The organism is Streptacidiphilus sp. EB103A (assembly GCF_041261405.1).
Classification (GTDB): Bacteria; Actinomycetota; Actinomycetes; order Streptomycetales; family Streptomycetaceae; genus Streptacidiphilus.
Window position 1 is genome coordinate 287,248 of sequence record NZ_JBGCAQ010000007.1, and the last position, 16,045, is coordinate 303,292.

12 protein-coding genes and 1 other RNA gene are annotated in these 16,045 nt (G+C 71.2%); 1 reads left to right on the forward strand and 12 read right to left on the reverse strand.

What is annotated here, in order from left to right; translation table 11 throughout:
• Positions 1-331 precede the first annotated feature (331 nt).
• From ABH941_RS14240 to ftsE, 8 genes are all read right to left on the reverse strand, one after another.
• Positions 332-1,783: an NAD-dependent malic enzyme gene (locus tag ABH941_RS14240; RefSeq protein ID WP_370129433.1), complete on the reverse strand. Its 1,452-nt coding sequence runs from the start codon at positions 1,781-1,783 to the stop codon at positions 332-334.
• 311 nt (positions 1,784-2,094) lie between these two features.
• Positions 2,095-4,398, reverse strand: a complete 2,304-nt coding sequence (locus ABH941_RS14245; RefSeq protein WP_370129435.1) for a UvrD-helicase domain-containing protein — start codon at positions 4,396-4,398, stop codon at positions 2,095-2,097.
• Between the two features lie 95 nt (positions 4,399-4,493).
• On the reverse strand, positions 4,494-5,549 hold the full coding sequence (locus ABH941_RS14250; protein ID WP_370129437.1) for a winged helix DNA-binding domain-containing protein: 1,056 nt from the start codon (positions 5,547-5,549) through the stop codon (positions 4,494-4,496).
• Positions 5,550-5,703: 154 nt separating this feature from the next.
• Positions 5,704-6,073: a transfer-messenger RNA gene (ssrA, locus tag ABH941_RS14255) on the reverse strand.
• A 143-nt stretch (positions 6,074-6,216) separates the two neighbouring features.
• Complete coding sequence (gene smpB, locus ABH941_RS14260) at positions 6,217-6,726, reverse strand: SsrA-binding protein SmpB (protein ID WP_370129439.1); 510 nt, start codon at positions 6,724-6,726, stop codon at positions 6,217-6,219.
• 127 nt (positions 6,727-6,853) lie between these two features.
• Positions 6,854-7,975: a S41 family peptidase gene (locus ABH941_RS14265; protein WP_370129441.1), complete on the reverse strand. Its 1,122-nt coding sequence runs from the start codon at positions 7,973-7,975 to the stop codon at positions 6,854-6,856.
• A 105-nt stretch (positions 7,976-8,080) separates the two neighbouring features.
• Positions 8,081-9,001 carry a permease-like cell division protein FtsX gene (gene ftsX / locus ABH941_RS14270; protein WP_134004407.1) on the reverse strand — a complete coding sequence of 307 codons (921 nt, stop codon included), beginning with the start codon at positions 8,999-9,001 and terminating at the stop codon, positions 8,081-8,083.
• A gap of 73 nt (positions 9,002-9,074) precedes the next feature.
• Positions 9,075-9,764, reverse strand: a complete 690-nt coding sequence (gene ftsE, locus ABH941_RS14275) for a cell division ATP-binding protein FtsE (RefSeq protein ID WP_030260622.1) — start codon at positions 9,762-9,764, stop codon at positions 9,075-9,077.
• Positions 9,765-10,202: 438 nt separating this feature from the next.
• Here ftsE and ABH941_RS14280 point away from each other — a divergent pair, with 438 nt between their 5' ends.
• The gene (locus ABH941_RS14280; protein ID WP_030260626.1) at positions 10,203-10,397 is read left to right on the forward strand and encodes a hypothetical protein; all 195 of its coding nucleotides are present in this window, start codon (positions 10,203-10,205) and stop codon (positions 10,395-10,397) included.
• 83 nt (positions 10,398-10,480) lie between these two features.
• Here the strand turns inward: ABH941_RS14280 and ABH941_RS14285 are convergent, their stop codons facing one another.
• The 4 genes from ABH941_RS14285 to ABH941_RS14300 all read right to left on the reverse strand — a co-directional run bounded on the left by ABH941_RS14285 (position 10,481) and on the right by ABH941_RS14300 (position 15,895).
• A complete protein-coding gene (locus tag ABH941_RS14285) occupies positions 10,481-10,999 on the reverse strand; it encodes an LPXTG cell wall anchor domain-containing protein (protein ID WP_370129445.1) in 519 nt (172 codons plus the stop codon).
• Positions 11,000-11,312: 313 nt separating this feature from the next.
• Positions 11,313-12,422, reverse strand: coding sequence for a peptide chain release factor 2 (gene prfB / locus ABH941_RS14290; RefSeq protein WP_370129447.1), 1,110 nt, complete (start codon positions 12,420-12,422; stop codon positions 11,313-11,315).
• A 52-nt stretch (positions 12,423-12,474) separates the two neighbouring features.
• Positions 12,475-13,905, reverse strand: coding sequence for a serine/threonine-protein kinase (locus ABH941_RS14295; RefSeq protein WP_370129449.1), 1,431 nt, complete (start codon positions 13,903-13,905; stop codon positions 12,475-12,477).
• Positions 13,906-14,026: 121 nt separating this feature from the next.
• Positions 14,027-15,895, reverse strand: coding sequence for a protein kinase (locus tag ABH941_RS14300; RefSeq protein WP_370129451.1), 1,869 nt, complete (start codon positions 15,893-15,895; stop codon positions 14,027-14,029).
• Positions 15,896-16,045 lie beyond the last annotated feature (150 nt).

Sequence of the window (16,045 nt, forward strand, 5' to 3'; positions counted from 1 at the left end):
GCCGCCTCGACTGCCGTACCGACAGGCGATGGGGGTTCCGCTGGACGCCCCAGGCTGCGCAAATCTCTTGCCTTGGGACGAATCCTGCCCCCACCACCGCCGGGAAAGCGAATCCGGCTTCAGCGGGGGTCACACGAACAGCGCCATGCAGCACGCGCAGTGACGGTTCGTTGACTCCCGCGGCACACTCTAGGGTCGCGCGCCATGTCAGCAGGGCGCGCCACGCCGGTGCAGGGCCTACCGTACGCCCTCGGGCCAGATGGGCCCAAATGGCCCCCAAGCGGCCCGCCAGCGGCCTCCCGAGACCCCCGGCGGCCCGCGCCCCAGAGCCTCAGAGCTGCACGGCCGGGAAGGACCCGGTCTCCCCGATCGGGTTGGACGGCGCCTGCGCCGTCCCGGCCGCGTGTGCCGCGTCACGGACGGCGGCCGCGACGGTCTTGGCCACGTCCGGGTGGAACACGCTGGGGACAATGTAGTTGGCGTTGAGTTCCTCGGCGCTGACGGTGGCCGCCAGGGCGAGGGCCGCGGCGATCATCATCTCGCTGTTGACGGTGCGGCTCTGGGCGTCCAGCAGGCCGCGGAAGACGCCCGGGAAGACCAGCACGTTGTTGATCTGGTTGGGGAAGTCGCTGCGGCCGGTGGCGACCACCGCCGCGGTCTGCCGGGCCACCGCCGGGTCGACCTCGGGGTCCGGGTTGGCCAGCGCGAACACGATGGCGTTGTCGGCCATGGCCGCGATGTCATCGCCGTCGAGTACGTTGGGCGCGGAGACGCCGATGAACACGTCGGCGCCGCGGACGGCCTCCTTCAGGCTGCCGGTGCGCCCGCTGCGGTTGGTGTTGTCGGCGATCCAGCGCAGCGAGTCGTCGAGGTCCTCGCGCCCGCCGTGGACCACGCCGTGGACGTCGGCGACGGTGGCGTGCTGCACGCCCGCGTCCAGCAGCAGCTTCAGGATGGCCGTACCGGCCGCGCCCGCACCGGACATGACGACCCGTACGTCGCCGATCGCCTTGCCGACGACCTGCAGCGCGTTGGTGAGCGCGGCGAGCACCACGATGGCGGTGCCGTGCTGGTCGTCGTGGAAGACCGGGATGTCCAGGGCCTCGCGCAGCCGGGCCTCGATCTCGAAGCAGCGCGGCGCGGAGATGTCCTCCAGGTTGATGCCGGCGAAGCCGGGGGCGATGGCCTTGACGATGGCGACGATCTCGTCGGCGTCCTGGGTGTCCAGGCAGAGCGGCCAGGCGTCGATGCCGGCGAACCGCTTGAACAGGGCCGCCTTGCCCTCCATCACCGGCAGCGCGGCCTTGGGGCCGATGTTGCCGAGGCCCAGCACCGCGGAGCCGTCGGTGACCACGGCGACGCTGTTGCGCTTGATGGTGAGCCGGCGGGCGTCGTCGGGGTTCTCGGCGATGGCCATGCAGACCCGGGCCACGCCCGGGGTGTAGATCATGCTCAGGTCGTCACGGTTGCGGATCGGGACCTTGGACGACATCTCGATCTTGCCGCCGAGGTGCATCAGGAAGGTGCGGTCGGAGACCTTGCCGATGCTGATGCCGTCGATGGTGCGGAGCTTGTCGACGATCTCCTCCGCGTGCGCGACCGAGGCCGCCGCGATGGTCACGTCGATCCGCAGCGCCTCCAGACCCGACGCGGTGACGTCGAGGCCGGTGACGGTCCCGCCGCAGGACTCCACGAGGGTGGTGACCTGGCTCACAGCGTTTCCGCGGGCCGGGACCTCCATCCGCACCGTGATCGAGTTCGACACACTGGGCACGGTCGCCATCGACGTTCCTTCTCTCGTACGCGCACTCATCAGACTTACCGTTGTGGTCTGATCGTCGCACCTACTGCCGCGTAACTGGAAATGTTGTTCCACACAGCGGAGGCACTGAGGTTTCTGACGGGAAGGGAATGCGTTTCCGGGAGGCTTTGTTAGTCTGGGTGTGCGACACCGGCTCGATCCAAGCCCCCGGGCCCAACCTTAGTCGCTTCGAGCGACCACTTGCCGCGAGGCGAGCATGGCGGGTCGGTGTCGTACCAGGCATCAGAGAGGGCCCCACCAACGGAAGTTGGTGGGGCCCTCTGCTGTCGCCACTACTCGTGCAGCAGCGCCGGCACACCCGCGGCGTCCGGCAGGTCCAGCGGTCCGGACAGCACGGTGAGCCGCTGGGTGGCCCGGGTCAGCGCCACGTAGAGCACCCGCAGCCCGGCGTCGGACTCCCCGGCGATCCCGGACGGATCGGCGACCACCGTGGCGTCGTACTCCAGGCCCTTGGCCTCCAGGCTGCCCAGCGCGACCGCGCGCGCGCCGAGCCCGGCGATCCAGCCGGCCGCCTCGCCGCGCCGGTCCATCGGCACCACGATGCCGACGGTGCCGTCCACCTCGGCCAGCAGCCGCTCGACCTCGGCCCGGGCCGCCCGGCCCAACTCGACCTCGGCGGCCACCGAGACGAAGCGCGGGTGCACGCCGGTGGAGCGCACCGCGCGCGGCGACTCGGTCCCCGGCGCCGCCTGCGCCAGCACCCGTGCGGCGACCTCGGCGATCTCGGCCGGGTTCCGGTAGTTGGTGGTGAGGGTGTAGCGGCGGCGCGGCTTGGAGCCCAGCGTCTCGTCCATCGCGGCCTGGGCCTCGGCGGGGTCGATCCAGGAGCTCTGGGCCGGGTCGCCGACGATGGTCCAGGTGGCCTGCCGGGCCCGGCGGCCGATCATGCGCCACTGCATCGGCGTCAGGTCCTGCGCCTCGTCCACGATGACGTGGGCGTACTCGCTGCGCTCGACCGGCTCCCGCTCGCCGCGGCGGGTGCGGTCGGCGAAGGTGGTGACCTCGTCCAGGCCGGTCAGCAGGTCGGCGGCGTCCACCTCGCGGGCCCGTGACCTGGCCGGCTCGCCGAGCAGCAGTTCCAGCTCGTCCAGCAGCGCGACGTCGTGGGCGGTCAGGCTGCCGCGGCCGGCGTCGTCCAGGTGCCGCCAGGAGCCGGCCAGCAGCCGGGTCTCCTGCTGGCTGAGCGAGCCGCGCGCCTGCCGGGCCAGCTGCCGCGGGTCGCGCAGGGTGGCCAGCACCCGGCGCGGGGTCAGCGCGGGCCACCAGGCGTCGAGGAAGGCCAGGAAACGGTCGTCGTCGCCGACATGGTCGTCGAAGGTCTCCCGCTCGCGCTGCTGCTGCTCGCGGTCGACCCGGTCCCCGGTCCGGGGGCGGGTACGCAGCAGGAGGGACCAGAGGGCGTCCAGCAGCAGGCGGCGGGCCCGGGGGCGGAGCAGGTTGATCGGGGTGGCGCCGTTGCCCAGGACGGTGCGGCGCAGGTTGCGCAGCGCGTTGGCGTCCATCCGCAGCACCTCGCCCAGGGCGCTGACGCGCAGCTCGGCGGGGGTTCCCGGGGTATCCAGGGCGGCCCGGGAGGCACGGCGCATCAGCGCGACCATCCGTGAGGAGCCCTTGATCCTGGCTGTCTCGGGGCTGTCGTAGCTGTCCGCCTCGACGCCGTCGACCAGGCTGCCGACGGCCCGGATCGCGACCTGGCCCTCCTCGCCCAGCGCCGGCAGCACGCCCTCGGTGTAGGAGACCAGCAGCGGGGTGGGACTGACCACGAGGATGCCGCCGGCGTAGCGGCGGCGGTCCTGGTAGAGCAGGAAGGCGGCGCGGTGCAGGGCGACGGCGGTCTTGCCGGTGCCGGGGCCGCCGGTGACCAGGGTGGCCCCGGCCGCCTGGGCCCGGATCACGATGTCCTGCTCCTGCTGGATGCTGGAGACGATGTCCCGCATGGTGTGGCTGCGGGCCCGGCCCAGGGTGGCCATCAGCGCGCCGTCGCCGACCACGGCCAGCGGCTCGCCGTCCAGCACCGGCTCCAGGTCGGGGCGCAGCAGGTCGTCCTCGACGCCGAGCACCCGGCGGCCGCGGGAGCGGATCACCCGGCGCCTGACCACCCGTCCGGGCTGCAGCGGGGTGGACCGGTAGAAGGGCGCGGCGGCGGGCGCGCGCCAGTCGATGACCAGCGGCCCGTACTCGGTGTCGAGCACCCCGAGCCTGCCGATGTGCAGGGTCTCGGCGACGGCCGGGTCGGCCGGGTCGAGCGGCGTCTGCGAGGGGAAGCCGTCCTCCTCCGGACCGTCCGGCTGCTGCAGGTCGATGCGCCCGAAGAGGAAGTCCTCGAACTCGTTGTTCAGCCGCTGGAGGTGCCGTCCGGCCGTGTAGACCTGGGCATCGCGTTCGGCCAGGGCGCCCGGGGTGCCGACGAAGGCCTTGCGGCTGGCGTCGCTGAGGATGAACTCGGCCTCCGCCAGCTTCTCCTCCAGGCGACGGTAGACCCGGTCCAGATGCTGCTGCTCGACGGCGATCTCGCGATCGCGCAGGGTCTCCGCGGCGGTGTTGGCGGCAGCGGCGGTATCGCTGGGCGCGGTCAAGAAGGCCCCCTGTGTACGTGGTGTGCGGCGCTCGCCCCTTGATGCGCAAAGAGGAGACGGACGATCCTACGTCATCCGCCCCCTCCCGCGGGTTCTCACCCCGGGTCGGGGAAGCGCGTCGTCGACCCGGTCAGGCCGGGGCGGTGGAACCGCATCAGCCCGGTGGCCTCCCCCTCCACCGCCTCCCGCTCGGCCGCGGTGAGCCTGGTGAAGGCGGTGACGGTGAGATCGGGCCCCTGCTTGGTGAAGCTCAGCGACCAGTGCCCGCGCACCGTGCCGTCCACCAGGAAGGCGGCCCGGTAGCCGTTGCCGTTGCGCAGGCCGAGCTCCGCCTCCCTGGCGGCGATCCGGGTGCGGTCGGCGAGGCCGAGGACGACGTTGTCGTACTCGGGCAGGAAGCGCGGCGGCGCCGGAGTGTCCGGGTCCGGGCGGGGCGCGTCGGGGAGGTCGAACAGTTCACGGCCGGTCAGCGCGTCCTGGAAGGTCCGCAGCCGCGGGCGCAGCCGCTCGAAGACCTCGACCAGCCGGGTCAGCCCCGACCAGGCCTGAGCGTCCAGGACGCCGGCCGGGCCGAAGGCGGCGAGGTAGCGGAGCACCATGGCGTCCGGGTCGGGGTCCTGGTCGAGCGGTCGGCCGAGCCAGTGCTCCAGGGTGGTGGAGGTGGTCTGGCCGCTCTTGCCCCACAGCCCGCGCGGCGGCACCTGCACCAGGGCCAGGCCGTCGCGGATCGCCCAGGCCAGGGTCCCGGGGTCGTGGCCCGGGAAGACCTCGGCCAGCGCGGCCCCCAGGGCGGCGTTGGTCATCGGCTCCCGCGTCAGCAGCTCGGTCGCGGTCTGCTTGAGCCGCGCCGGGTCGATCCCGGACAGCGCCTTGCGGTAGATGTTCTTCCCGTACGGGCCACGGTCGTTGACGACCTGACAGAGCGGCCGCCAGGCGAGCGCGTCGTCGGCGTCGAGCAGGTGCACGGTGCCGCGCATCGCCGAGACCCGGACCAGGGCGCGCTCCGTCATCAGCGCCGACACCTCCTCGGGGTCGAAGCCGAGCAGCCGGGTCCACAGCCCGACATAGGGCGCCACCGGCACCTGCGACTGCATTCCGGCCAGGAACCGAACGCTCTCCAGCACCCCGCGCGGCTCCCGGGCCAGCAGCATCTGCCGGGCGAGCAGGGCGCGGTTGAGCGAACGGGCGGTCAGCTTTTCGATGGCCGTGCTCCAATTCCTGAGTTCCGGATTGCCTGCGACGGGGCCCGGAACGCCGAAAGCCGCCTCGTCTGCAGGACGGGCGGCTCATGACGCATGGGGTGGTTGGTGGAGGTGGCGGGAATCGAACCCGCGTCCTGTGGTGCAAAACCAGGGCTTCTCCGAGCGCAGTCCGCTGTGCTTTTCTCGGCCCCGGCAGTCACGCGGACAAGCCGCCGACGGGCCCAGTCACTGTTTGATTTCCCGCCGCATCCCGTGACCGGACACGACGGTGGAGTTCCCTAGATTATGCCAGGGTCCGGGACGGGAACGCGCCCGGCCTGACACCTTCAGTTACTCGCTCAGGCGGCGAGGGTGAAGGAATCGCGGTTGGAATTGGCGATTATAGTTTGCGACATATGGTTTACGAGATCATTGCCGCGTTTCTCGGCTCGCTTCCCCTGGATCGACATCCCCAGTCGAAACCGATCACCCCCATGGGGTGCTATTCATTTTTCAAGGCACGCGCCCCGGATTTCCGGTCCGAATCGCCTGCCGTTCCGCGTGGACCTGGGGGGTCCTGCGCAACTCTGTCATCCTACGTCCCCGCCGGGGGGACGGTCCAGCTCATAACGGTGGGTCAGCCCTGCGCGCGGCGGCGCACCGCCGCCAGGGCCCGGTCGGTCTCGCGGCGGTCCTGCTTCTCCCGCAGCGTCTGCCGCTTGTCGTGCAGCTTCTTGCCCTGGGCCAGCGCCAGCATCAGCTTGGCCCGGCCGTCCTTGAAGTACAGCGACAGCGGGACCAGGGTGAAGCCCGACTCGCGCAGCTTGGCGTCGAGCTTGTTGATCTCCTCCTTGTGCATGAGCAGCTTGCGCTTGCGCCGGGCGGCGTGGTTCGTCCAGGTCCCCTGCGCGTACTCCATGATGTGGACGTTGTGCAGCCAGGCCTCGCCACTGGTGATCTCGGCGAAGCCGTCCACCAGTGAGGCGCGTCCCGCGCGCAGCGACTTGACCTCGGTGCCGGTCAGCACCAGGCCGCACTCGATCTCGTCCAGGATGTGGTAGTCGTGCCGCGCCTTCTTGTTCTGCGCGATGATCTTGCGTCCGGGTTCTTTTGCTCCGGATCGCCGCGTGAGTTTCGCGAGTGTCACGCCTGCCACCTCGGGTTCACGTGGGGGTGCGGGGGGTCGCCCCCCGGGAAATTGCAGTCCTTGGCCATGATGCGGGCCATTCTCGCACTCCGGAGCGGGTCTCGGCACGGGAGTAACGGGCAGCCCGTCAGTGCGGGTCCGCCGCGGCCAGGTCGTCCAGGACGGTGATCGCGGTGCGCTCCGCCGCCTGCGGCCCGGCGGCCGGCGGGACGGCGACGTCCGGGGTGATGCCGGTGCCGTCGAGGTCGCGTCCGGCCGGGGTGCGGTAGTGGCCCACGGTCTGCTCCAGGGTGCCGCCGCCGCTGACCGCGCTGGGCAGCTGCACCGCGCCCTTGCCGAAGGTGCGCGAGCCGACGACCACGGCGCGGTCCCGGTCCTGCAGGGCGCCGGTGAGCAGTTCGGCGGCGCTCATGGTGCCGCCGTCCACCAGCACCACCACCGGGGTACGGGTGTCACCGCCGCGGGAGGCGGTGAGCCACTGCGTGGTCCCGTCCGCCTGGTAGGACCCGACCGGGCCGCCGTCCAGGAAGGCGGAGGCGGCCCGGACCGACTCGTCCACCAGCCCGCCGGAGTCGCCGCGCAGGTCAAGCAGGATGCCGCCGCCGTCGGCGCCGGCGCCGCGTGCCCGCACCGCCTCGGCGACCTGCTCGCCAGTCCCGGCGGTGAAGGCCGATACCGCGATCCGGGTGATCCCGGCCGCGGGCCGGTCCACCACCACGTCGTCGGTGTCCAGGAGTTCGCGGCGCAGCACGACCTGGCGCACGGTCCGCCCCTGCTGGAGCCGCAGCACCACGGTGCTGCCGGCGTCCTGGGGGGCGCCGCGCAGCAGGGCGACCGTCTCGGTCACCGGAAGGCCGTCCACGGCGCGGCCGTCGACGGCGAGCAGTCGCTCGCCGACGCGCACCCCGGCACGGGCGGCGGGGCCACCGGCGGGCACCCTGGAGACCGTGACCACGCCCGCGGAGCTGCGGGAGACCCACAGCCCGACGCCGGTGTAGCGGCCGTCCAGCGCTTTCGCCATGGTCGCGTACTGCTGCGCCGTGTAGAACGCGGCCCAGCGGTCACCGCCCTGGTCCACCCAGCTGCGCGCCGCGGCGTCGCCGCTGAGCCGCACGCCGGCCGGCCGGGGCAGCGGGGCCGGCTGCCCCTCGCTGCCCCAGGCGCCGGTGGCCGCGCCGGTGGCGAGCACGGTGCCGAACAGCAGGCCCAGGGCCAGCTGCAGGCGGAGATGCGGGTAGCTACCGGACATGGCAGGTGAGTCTAGGGCTGCGGACCGGCCGCCATGGCGGGTACGCAGCAGAACGCCCCGGACGCAGTACAGCGGCCGGGGCGATCATCGGAAGGTCAGACCTGGCTAGACCTTCAGGTACTTACGCAGCGTCAGGAAGGCGGCGATGGAGGACATCCCGACACCCAGCACCAGCATCAGCGGCATCACCTGGAACACGGGGCCCCAGCCGATGAAGTTGATCAGCTGGATCTGGCCCTTCAGGAACCGGTCGATCAGCAGGTACTTGCCGATCGCCAGCATCCCCGACGCAAGGACCGCGCCCACCAGGGCCGCGAACGCGGCCTCCGCGATGAACGGCATCTGCACGTAGTAGTTGGAGGCGCCGACCAGCCGCATGATCCCGGTCTCGCGTTTGCGGCTGAACGCGGACACCCGGACCGTGTTGACGATCAGCAACAGGGTGACCCCCAGCATGATGGCCATCACCACCAGGGCCACCACCTGTGCGCCGTTGAGCAGGTTGAACAGCGGCTTCAGGACCTGGCTCTGGTCCTCCACCTTCATCACCCCGGGCTGCCCGCCCACCAGACCGCTCACGATCTGGTAGTTCTGCGGGTCCTTGAGCTTGATCCGGAGCGAGTACTCCATGCTGTCCGGCGTCAGCGAGGTCAGCAGCGGGTTGGTGGGGTCCTGCTTGGTGTACTCGGCCAGCGCCTGCGCCGGGGTCTCCGTGTAGATCTTGTCGACCAGGCCGGTCTTCTCCAACTGGGCCTGGACCGAGTCGATCTGGTTCTGCGTCGCCGCTCCGGTGGAGCAGTTCTTGTTCACCGAGCCCTGGTTGGCGTCGGTCTTGTTGCAGAAGTAGACCGATACCTCGATCTTGCCGTCCCAGTAGCCCTTCATGGTGCTGACCTGGTCGCGCAGGAGGAGCGCCGCCCCCGCCAGGGCAAGCGAGAGCGCCACGCTCACGACGACCGCGATGGTCATCGTCAGATTTCGGCGGAGACCGATTCCGATCTCCGACATGACGAACTGTGCTCGCATGACTTCCTAGCTGGTCGGGACGTCGGCCTGGTGCGGACGCCTGGGCGTGCGGTGCGTGCGGCGGATCGGGCGGTCAGTGCTGGTAGCCGTAGACGCCGCGGGACTGGTCGCGGACGAGGTGGCCGGTGTCCAGCTCGATGACGCGCTTGCGCATCTGGTCCACGATCGCCTGGTCGTGGGTGGCCATCAGCACCGTGGTGCCGGTCCGGTTGATCCGGTCCAGCAGCTTCATGATGCCGACGGAGTTCTGCGGGTCGAGGTTTCCGGTCGGCTCGTCCGCGATCAGCAGCATCGGCCGGTTCACGAACGCGCGGGCGATGGCCACACGCTGCTGCTCACCACCGGAGAGCTCGCCGGGCATGCGGTCCTGCTTGCCGGCCAGGCCGACCAGTTCGAGCACCTCGGGGACGACCTTGCCGATGACGGACCTCGGCTTGCCGATCACCTCCAGCGCGAAGGCGACGTTCTGCCCGACCGTCTTGTTCGGGAGCAGTCGGAAGTCCTGGAACACCGTGCCCAGTTGGCGCCGCATCTGCGGCACCTTCCAGTTGGACAGCTTGGCCAGGTCCTTGCCGAGGACGTGCACCTCACCGATGGAGGGCCGCTCCTCGCGCAGGATCAACCGCAGGAAGGTCGACTTCCCCGAGCCTGACGAGCCCACCAGGAAGACGAACTCACCCTTCTCGATCTCCAGCGAGACGTTGTCGAGGGCGGGACGGTTCTGCTTCGGATACGTCTTGGAGACGTTGTCGAATCGGATCACGGCTGCATCACGGTCGGCCAGTCTAGGTGGAAGGGAGGATGCCGGCGCCGGTTACCCCGGAACCTTCACCACCCCCTTGCGGACAGGGACAGGTCTGACGGAGCCGCACCGCAGGACGGCATGGTGCACCCGCGTGACAGCTCCCCCGGTTGGCCGACCTTACGCGAACCCGACGCCGACTCGCAGTCGCGCTCACGGAAAGGTGGGGGAGTTCACGGCCAAACGACATCAAATCGGAATATTCAAGCGTAAGAATCATGGGAACCTGCCAGCGGATTCACTCACTGTGATCGATACCTGACAGTCGCTCCCCGTCCGCACCCCTCGTCGGACCCGGTGGCCGACCGGGAACCCGACCTGATTGCGTTCGGCATGGCACAGTGGAGGGAACCCACCCGGCATGGTGTCTCGTTGGGCAGGTCGAAGGAGGAGATCGATATGACGCTCGACCGCTTGGTGTGCGCCAACTGTGCCGGACCGGTGGCAGAGGGCCGCTGCCCCACCTGCCGCGCCAGTCGGCAGCGGATGCAGGAGCAGCAGGGTCTGTTCGGCTCCCTCTCCCCCGCCGCGCTGATCGCACTGCTCGTCGCACTCGTCGCCTGCGCCCTGATAGCCAGGCACGCCTTCGCCTGACCCCACACAGCGGCGCAGCGCAGAGGCCGGGCCCCGGAACCGTGTTCCGGGGCCCGGCCTCTGCGGCGTTTCCGCGCCTGCCGTCAGGCGGCGTGCCGGGGCGTGCCGGTGCGGGGGCCGAAGCGGAACACCAAACCGCCTGCGAGCAGGGTGAGGCCACCGGCGAACAGCAGCGGGGCGCTCTGGTCGGTTCCGGTCTCGGCGAGCATCTGCCGGGGCTGCGGAGCGCTCGTCCCGCCGCCCGAGGAACCACTCCCGGCAGCGCTGCTGCTGCTGGCGGAGCGGGTCGCGGAGGCCGACGCCGTGGCCGTCGCGGAGCCCCCGACGACCGCCGCCGCGGTGCCGGTCGCCGTCGCGGCGGCGGTCGCCGAGGACGCCGCGGTCGCGTTCGCGCTCGGGCCCGTCGCGGTCGCCCCGTCACTCGCCGTAGCGGAGTCGGTCACGGTGGGGTCCGTCAGGCTGGGGTCCAGGCCGACGGCGCTGCTCTGCGGTCCGTCGATCACCTTGCTCTGCACCAGAGTGGGCGTGGTGGCCGCCGATGCGACCCCGCCCACCAGCAGTCCGGTGCCGGTCAGGGCCAGCGCAGCCGTGGCGACCCGCACCCCGCGTGAACGTATACCGGTGTACTTCTTCCGGTGCCCGCGCCGTGCCATGGCCACAACGGCCCCTCTCGCCACTTCAGGTCCCGCCCTTGGCGGGCATTGCGGGTCAGCATGGTCAATCACCCCCGGTAACGTCAACGGCGATCTGTCCCCTTTCGGGAGCAGATCGCCGTGATCATGACGAATTATTGACGGAACCTGTACAACGCCTCTACTCGGCCTTCTCGTTCTGCTTGCGCCAGCGGATCCCGGCCTCGATACTCCAACTTTTCGGGGCGCGACGCCCCGTACCCCTGCGAAACCCGGGCGGGTGCTACTCGGCCTTCTCGTTCTGCTTGCGCCAGCGGATCCCGGCCTCGATGAAGCCGTCCAGGTCGCCGTCGAGAACCGCCTGCGGGTTGCCCACCTCGTACTGCGTGCGCAGGTCCTTGACCTGCTGGTACGGGTGCAGGACATAGGAGCGCATCTGGTTGCCCCAGGAGTTGCCGCCGTCCTTCAGCGCGTCCATCTCCGCCTTCTCCTCCTGGCGGCGGCGCTCCAGCAGCTTGGCCTGGAGGACGTTCATCGCGCTGGCGCGGTTCTGGATCTGTGAGCGCTCGTTCTGGCAGGAGACCACGATCCCGGTGGGGAGGTGGGTGATCCGGACCGCCGAGTCGGTGGTGTTGACGCCCTGGCCGCCGGGGCCCGAGGCGCGGTAGACGTCCACCCGCAGCTCGGACTCGTCGATGTCCACGTGGTCGCTCTTCTCCACGACCGGGAGCACCTCGACGCCGGCGAAGGAGGTCTGCCGGCGGCCCTGGTTGTCGAACGGGGAGATCCGGACCAGCCGGTGGGTGCCCTGCTCGACCGAGAGCGTCCCGTAGGCGTAGGGCGCCTTGACGCCGAAGGTCGCCGACTTGATGCCGGCCTCCTCGGCGTAGGAGGTGTCGTAGACCTCGGTGGGGTAGCCGTGGCGCTCGGCCCAGCGCAGGTACATCCGCATCAGCCGCTCGGCGAAGTCGGCGGCGTCGACGCCGCCGGCCTCGGCGCGGATGTTGACCAGGGCCTCGCGAGCGTCGTACTCGCCCGCCAGGAGGGTCCTGACCTCCATCTCGTCCACGGCCTTGCGGACGCTCTCCAGCTCGGTCTCGGCCTCGGCGCGGGCGTCGGCGTCGTTCTCGTCCTCGGCCAGCTCGAACATGACCGAGAGGTCCTCGATCCGACCGCGCAGGGTCTGCACTTTGCGCAGCTCGCCCTGGAGGAAGGACAGCTTGCTGGTGACCTGCTGGGCCGCGTCCACGTCGTCCCAGAGGTTGGGAGCGGCGGCCTGCTCCTCGAAGATCGCGATATCGGCACGGATCTTGTCGAGATCGACCACAGCCTCGATCGACGACATGGTCGTTTCGAGGGACTTGATTGCTTCGTAAGGATCGATGGCTGCCACGGGCCAAGCCTAACGGTTTGCGGGAGCGGGTCCCGCCTGCCTGCGCCGGAGCTCAGACCAGGGGAACGCCGACCGGTATACCGGCCGGTGAGTGCATCCGGGTCAGGCCCGCGACCTGGACCTTTTCGAGTTCGTCGGCCTGGTCCGTGCTGCTGGCGCTGGCGGACGGCGAGCCGGAGGGGCCGCTGCCGGGGCTGCCGGCGGTACCGCCGCCGTCGCCGGCGAAGGCCTTGTAGGCGCCCAGTGCCCCGGCCGCGACCAGCAGCGCGAGCACGCCGACCAGCAGCCGTCGACGCCGCCGTACGTTGCTGCCGGCGCCGCTGCGCCGGGCGCCCGGACGGCGGTGGGTGCTGCCGGGCCTGGCCGCGGCGGCCTCCCTGGCGGCTCGCTCCTGGCGGGAGGCCTCGGCGAACGCGGCCAGCTCCTCGCGGTTGGGGCGGCGCAGGCTGGTGTGGGTGTCCCGGCTGGAGTCCGGCTGGGCGCCGGGCACCAGCGGGACGGCGGGCCCGCGCCGACGGGCGATCCGCTGGCGGGTGGAGACATGGCCCAGATCGTCCAGGTCATCGGCATCATCCGGGCCATGCGGGTCATAGCCGTCGTCGTAGTCGGAGACCCGGGCCCCCGAGGAATCGGGGTGGCTCACCCTGAGCACCGGCTGGCCGGTCAGTGAGGGCAGCTGCTCCCGCAGCCGCGCGGCCAGTTCGGTGGCGCGCAGCCGGGAGGCGGGCGCCTTCGCCAGGCACTGGGCGATCACCCGCCACAGGTCCTCGGGCAGCCCCGGCAGCGGCGCGACGCTCTCGGTGACATGCCGACGCAGCACCGCCCCGGTGTGGCCGCCGCCGAACGGGGTGAAGCCGGCCAGCAGCTCGTACAGCACCGTGGCCAGGGCGTAGATGTCGACGGCCGCGCGCGGTTCCAGCCCCTCGATGACCTCGGGGGCCAGGTAGTCGGGGGTGCCGATGATCCGGGTGGCCCGGGTGCGGCGGGGTGCGTCGACCAGGCGGGCGATGCCGAAGTCGGAGAGCTTGGCGCGCGGCGCACCGCCGGGGCCGGGCGAGGACGCCTGGTCGAGCAGGATGTTCTCGGGCTTCACATCACGGTGGACGATGCCGGCGGCGTGGGCCACGGCCAGGCCCTCGGCGACGTCGGCGGCGACGGAGACGGCCGCCTGCGGGGTGAGCGGGCCCTCGCGGTCCAGCCGGGAGCGCAGGTCCGTGCCGTGCACCAGCTCCATCACCAGGGCGAGGTCGTCGCCGTCCACGACCAGGTCGTGCACGCCGACCACGCGCGGGTGGTCCAGGCTGGTGAGGGCGGTGCGCTCTTGGACGAAGCGGCCCACCAGGACCTGGTCGGAGGCGAGGTCCTCACGGAGCAGCTTGATCGCCACCGGACCCTCGGGACCCTCGCCGAGCCAGACGGTCCCCGCCGAGCCACGGCCGATCACCTGGTGCGCGGTGTAGCGGCTGCCGATCTTGCGTGCCAAGGCTGCTCCGTGCGCGTAGGGCGGATGTCAGCGACCAAAGTACGCGGAATGGGGCCGGTTGGGGGTACGGGGCACCCATTGCCGCAGGTCAGATGTCGACAAAGCGTCAAACCCGGTTCCGCTAGGGAAGACTGCTCGGCAGACCGGTGGGGACGTTGTTGACGACCTTCTTCACCGAGTTCGCGGTGTTGGTGATGCTCTGCACCCAGTTCACCACGTCGTGGTACCAGGTCTGGACGTTGCTGATCCAGTGCTGCATCGGCGTGAAGTACCAGACCACCACTCCGATGACCACCAGGAACAACAGCGTGCGCAGGCAGCCGCCGCCCGGGATGCGCATCCGTCTGCGGCGTGGGGGTCGTGGCTCGCGCTCCCGGCGCGGCGCGGGCTCGCGCTCCGGCTCGCGGCGGGGTTCGCGCTTGGGCGCGGGGCGCTGCGGTTCGGGGCGCGCGGCGGGGGGCTCGGAGCGCCGCTGCGGCGACCGCTGCTGCTCCTGGTAGTCCTCCCGATTTCCCAGGTACTCTTCGGCCTCCTGGTAGGGCGGCGGCTGGCGGTACTGCGGCTGAGGCCGCTGCTGGGCCTGGCTGCGGTACGGCGGCGGGGCCACCTGCGGCGCCTGCTCGGGGCCGGTCTGCATCGGATAGCCGACCTGGGTCTGCTCGTTGCGGGTCCGGGCCGCCCGCAGCTGGTTCTCCCACGGGTGCGGGCCGGCCGGCTGTGGCGGGGCGTCCTGGCCGAACTGCTGGTTCTGGTTCTGCCCGTAGTTCTGGCCCTGCCCGTAGTTCTGACCCTGCCCGGAGGGCGTGGGCATGACCCGGGTTCGCTGGGGCGCGCCGGGGGCGAGGCCCGGGTCGATCCGCTGGGTGCGCTCGGCCGCGCCGGGGGGCAGCACCTGGGTCGGGTCGGCCGCGCCGAAGGCGTTCAGCACCGTGGCCCCCGGGCCCCCGACCGGCGAGGCGCCGAACACCGTGGGCGCGCCCGGGTCGTAGCGGATGCCGTTGGGCACCGTCGGGTCCTGGCCCACCGGTGCGAGCGGCGGCGCCAGCAGCGCGCCGACCGCGATGGCCGCGTCGATCTGGCCCGGGGTGGAGTGCACGCCGATCCCGGCCGCGACGGTGCGCAGCGCGGTGGCGAGCACCACGGCCGTCGGCCGCTGCGCCGGGTTCTTGCGCAGGCAGTGCTCGATCACGGTCCACAGCGGTTCCGGCAGGTTGCGCGGCCGCTGGGGCTCCTGCGAGAGGTGCATCTGCAGGATCTGCAGCGGGCCGTCACCGTGGAACGGCGGCTGACCCGTCAGCAGCTCGTACATCATGATCCCGGCGCCGTAGACGTCCACGGCCGAGGTCTGCTCGCGGCCCTCGGCCGACTCCGGTGCGACATAGGCGGGCGTGCCGACGAACTCATGGGTGCGGGTCAGGCCGGGTGAGTCGGCGAGCCTGGCGATGCCGAAGTCGGTGAGCAGCGGATGCATCTGCTGACTGCCGCCCGCCCGTCGCCCACCACCACCCTCGTTCGAATCGCTTCGCTCCCAGCCCGTCTCGGTGACCACTGTGGCCAGCAGCACGTTGGCCGGCTTGAGATCCCGGTGGACCACGCCGTCCGCGTGGCTGGCCGCCAGCGCGTCGGCGATCTGCGCCATCAGCAGCGCCCCCGCGACCGGGCTCAGCGGGCCGTGGCTGCGCAGGTAGCGGTGCAGGTCGGGGCCGTCGATCAGGTCCATCACCAGGGCGAGCAGCTCGCCCTCGACGACCAGGTCGCGGACCCGGACGATATTGGGGTGCACCAGGCGCAGCAGCACCGAGCGCTCCCGCAGGAACCGCATGACCACGTCGGGGTCGGTGGCCAGTTCTTCCTTGAGGACCTTGATCGCGACCTGCTGGAGCGCCGCTCCGCTGCCGGACTCGTCCCGCACCTGCGCACGCCACACCGTTCCGGTGGCCCCGCGTCCCAGCGGTTCCTCCAGGAGGTACTTACTGCCGACAGGCCGCACCCGTGCGCTCCTCGCCCATGCATTCGTCGAGCCTCTGGGAGGCAACAGTAAGCCCCTACCCGAAGGACGTGCTTCAGGGTGCCGCAAGTTCCCAAGATCGCTGATACGGGTGATGGGGGCGAGTTGTCGGTGGCGGATGGGAGGATGCAC

Bases quoted from the DNA above. Each gene is read 5' to 3' on its own strand.
- ABH941_RS14240 (WP_370129433.1), bottom strand. From the start codon at position 1,783: ATGGCGACCGTGCCCAGTGTGTCGAACTCGATCACGGTGCGGATGGAG.
- ABH941_RS14250 (WP_370129437.1), bottom strand. From the start codon at position 5,549: ATGCTGCTGGCCCGGGAGCCGCGCGGGGTGCTGGAGAGCGTTCGGTTC.
- ABH941_RS14265 (WP_370129441.1), bottom strand. From the start codon at position 7,975: ATGTCCGGTAGCTACCCGCATCTCCGCCTGCAGCTGGCCCTGGGCCTG.
- ftsX (WP_134004407.1), bottom strand. From the start codon at position 9,001: ATGCGAGCACAGTTCGTCATGTCGGAGATCGGAATCGGTCTCCGCCGA.
- ABH941_RS14280 (WP_030260626.1), top strand. From the start codon at position 10,203: ATGACGCTCGACCGCTTGGTGTGCGCCAACTGTGCCGGACCGGTGGCA.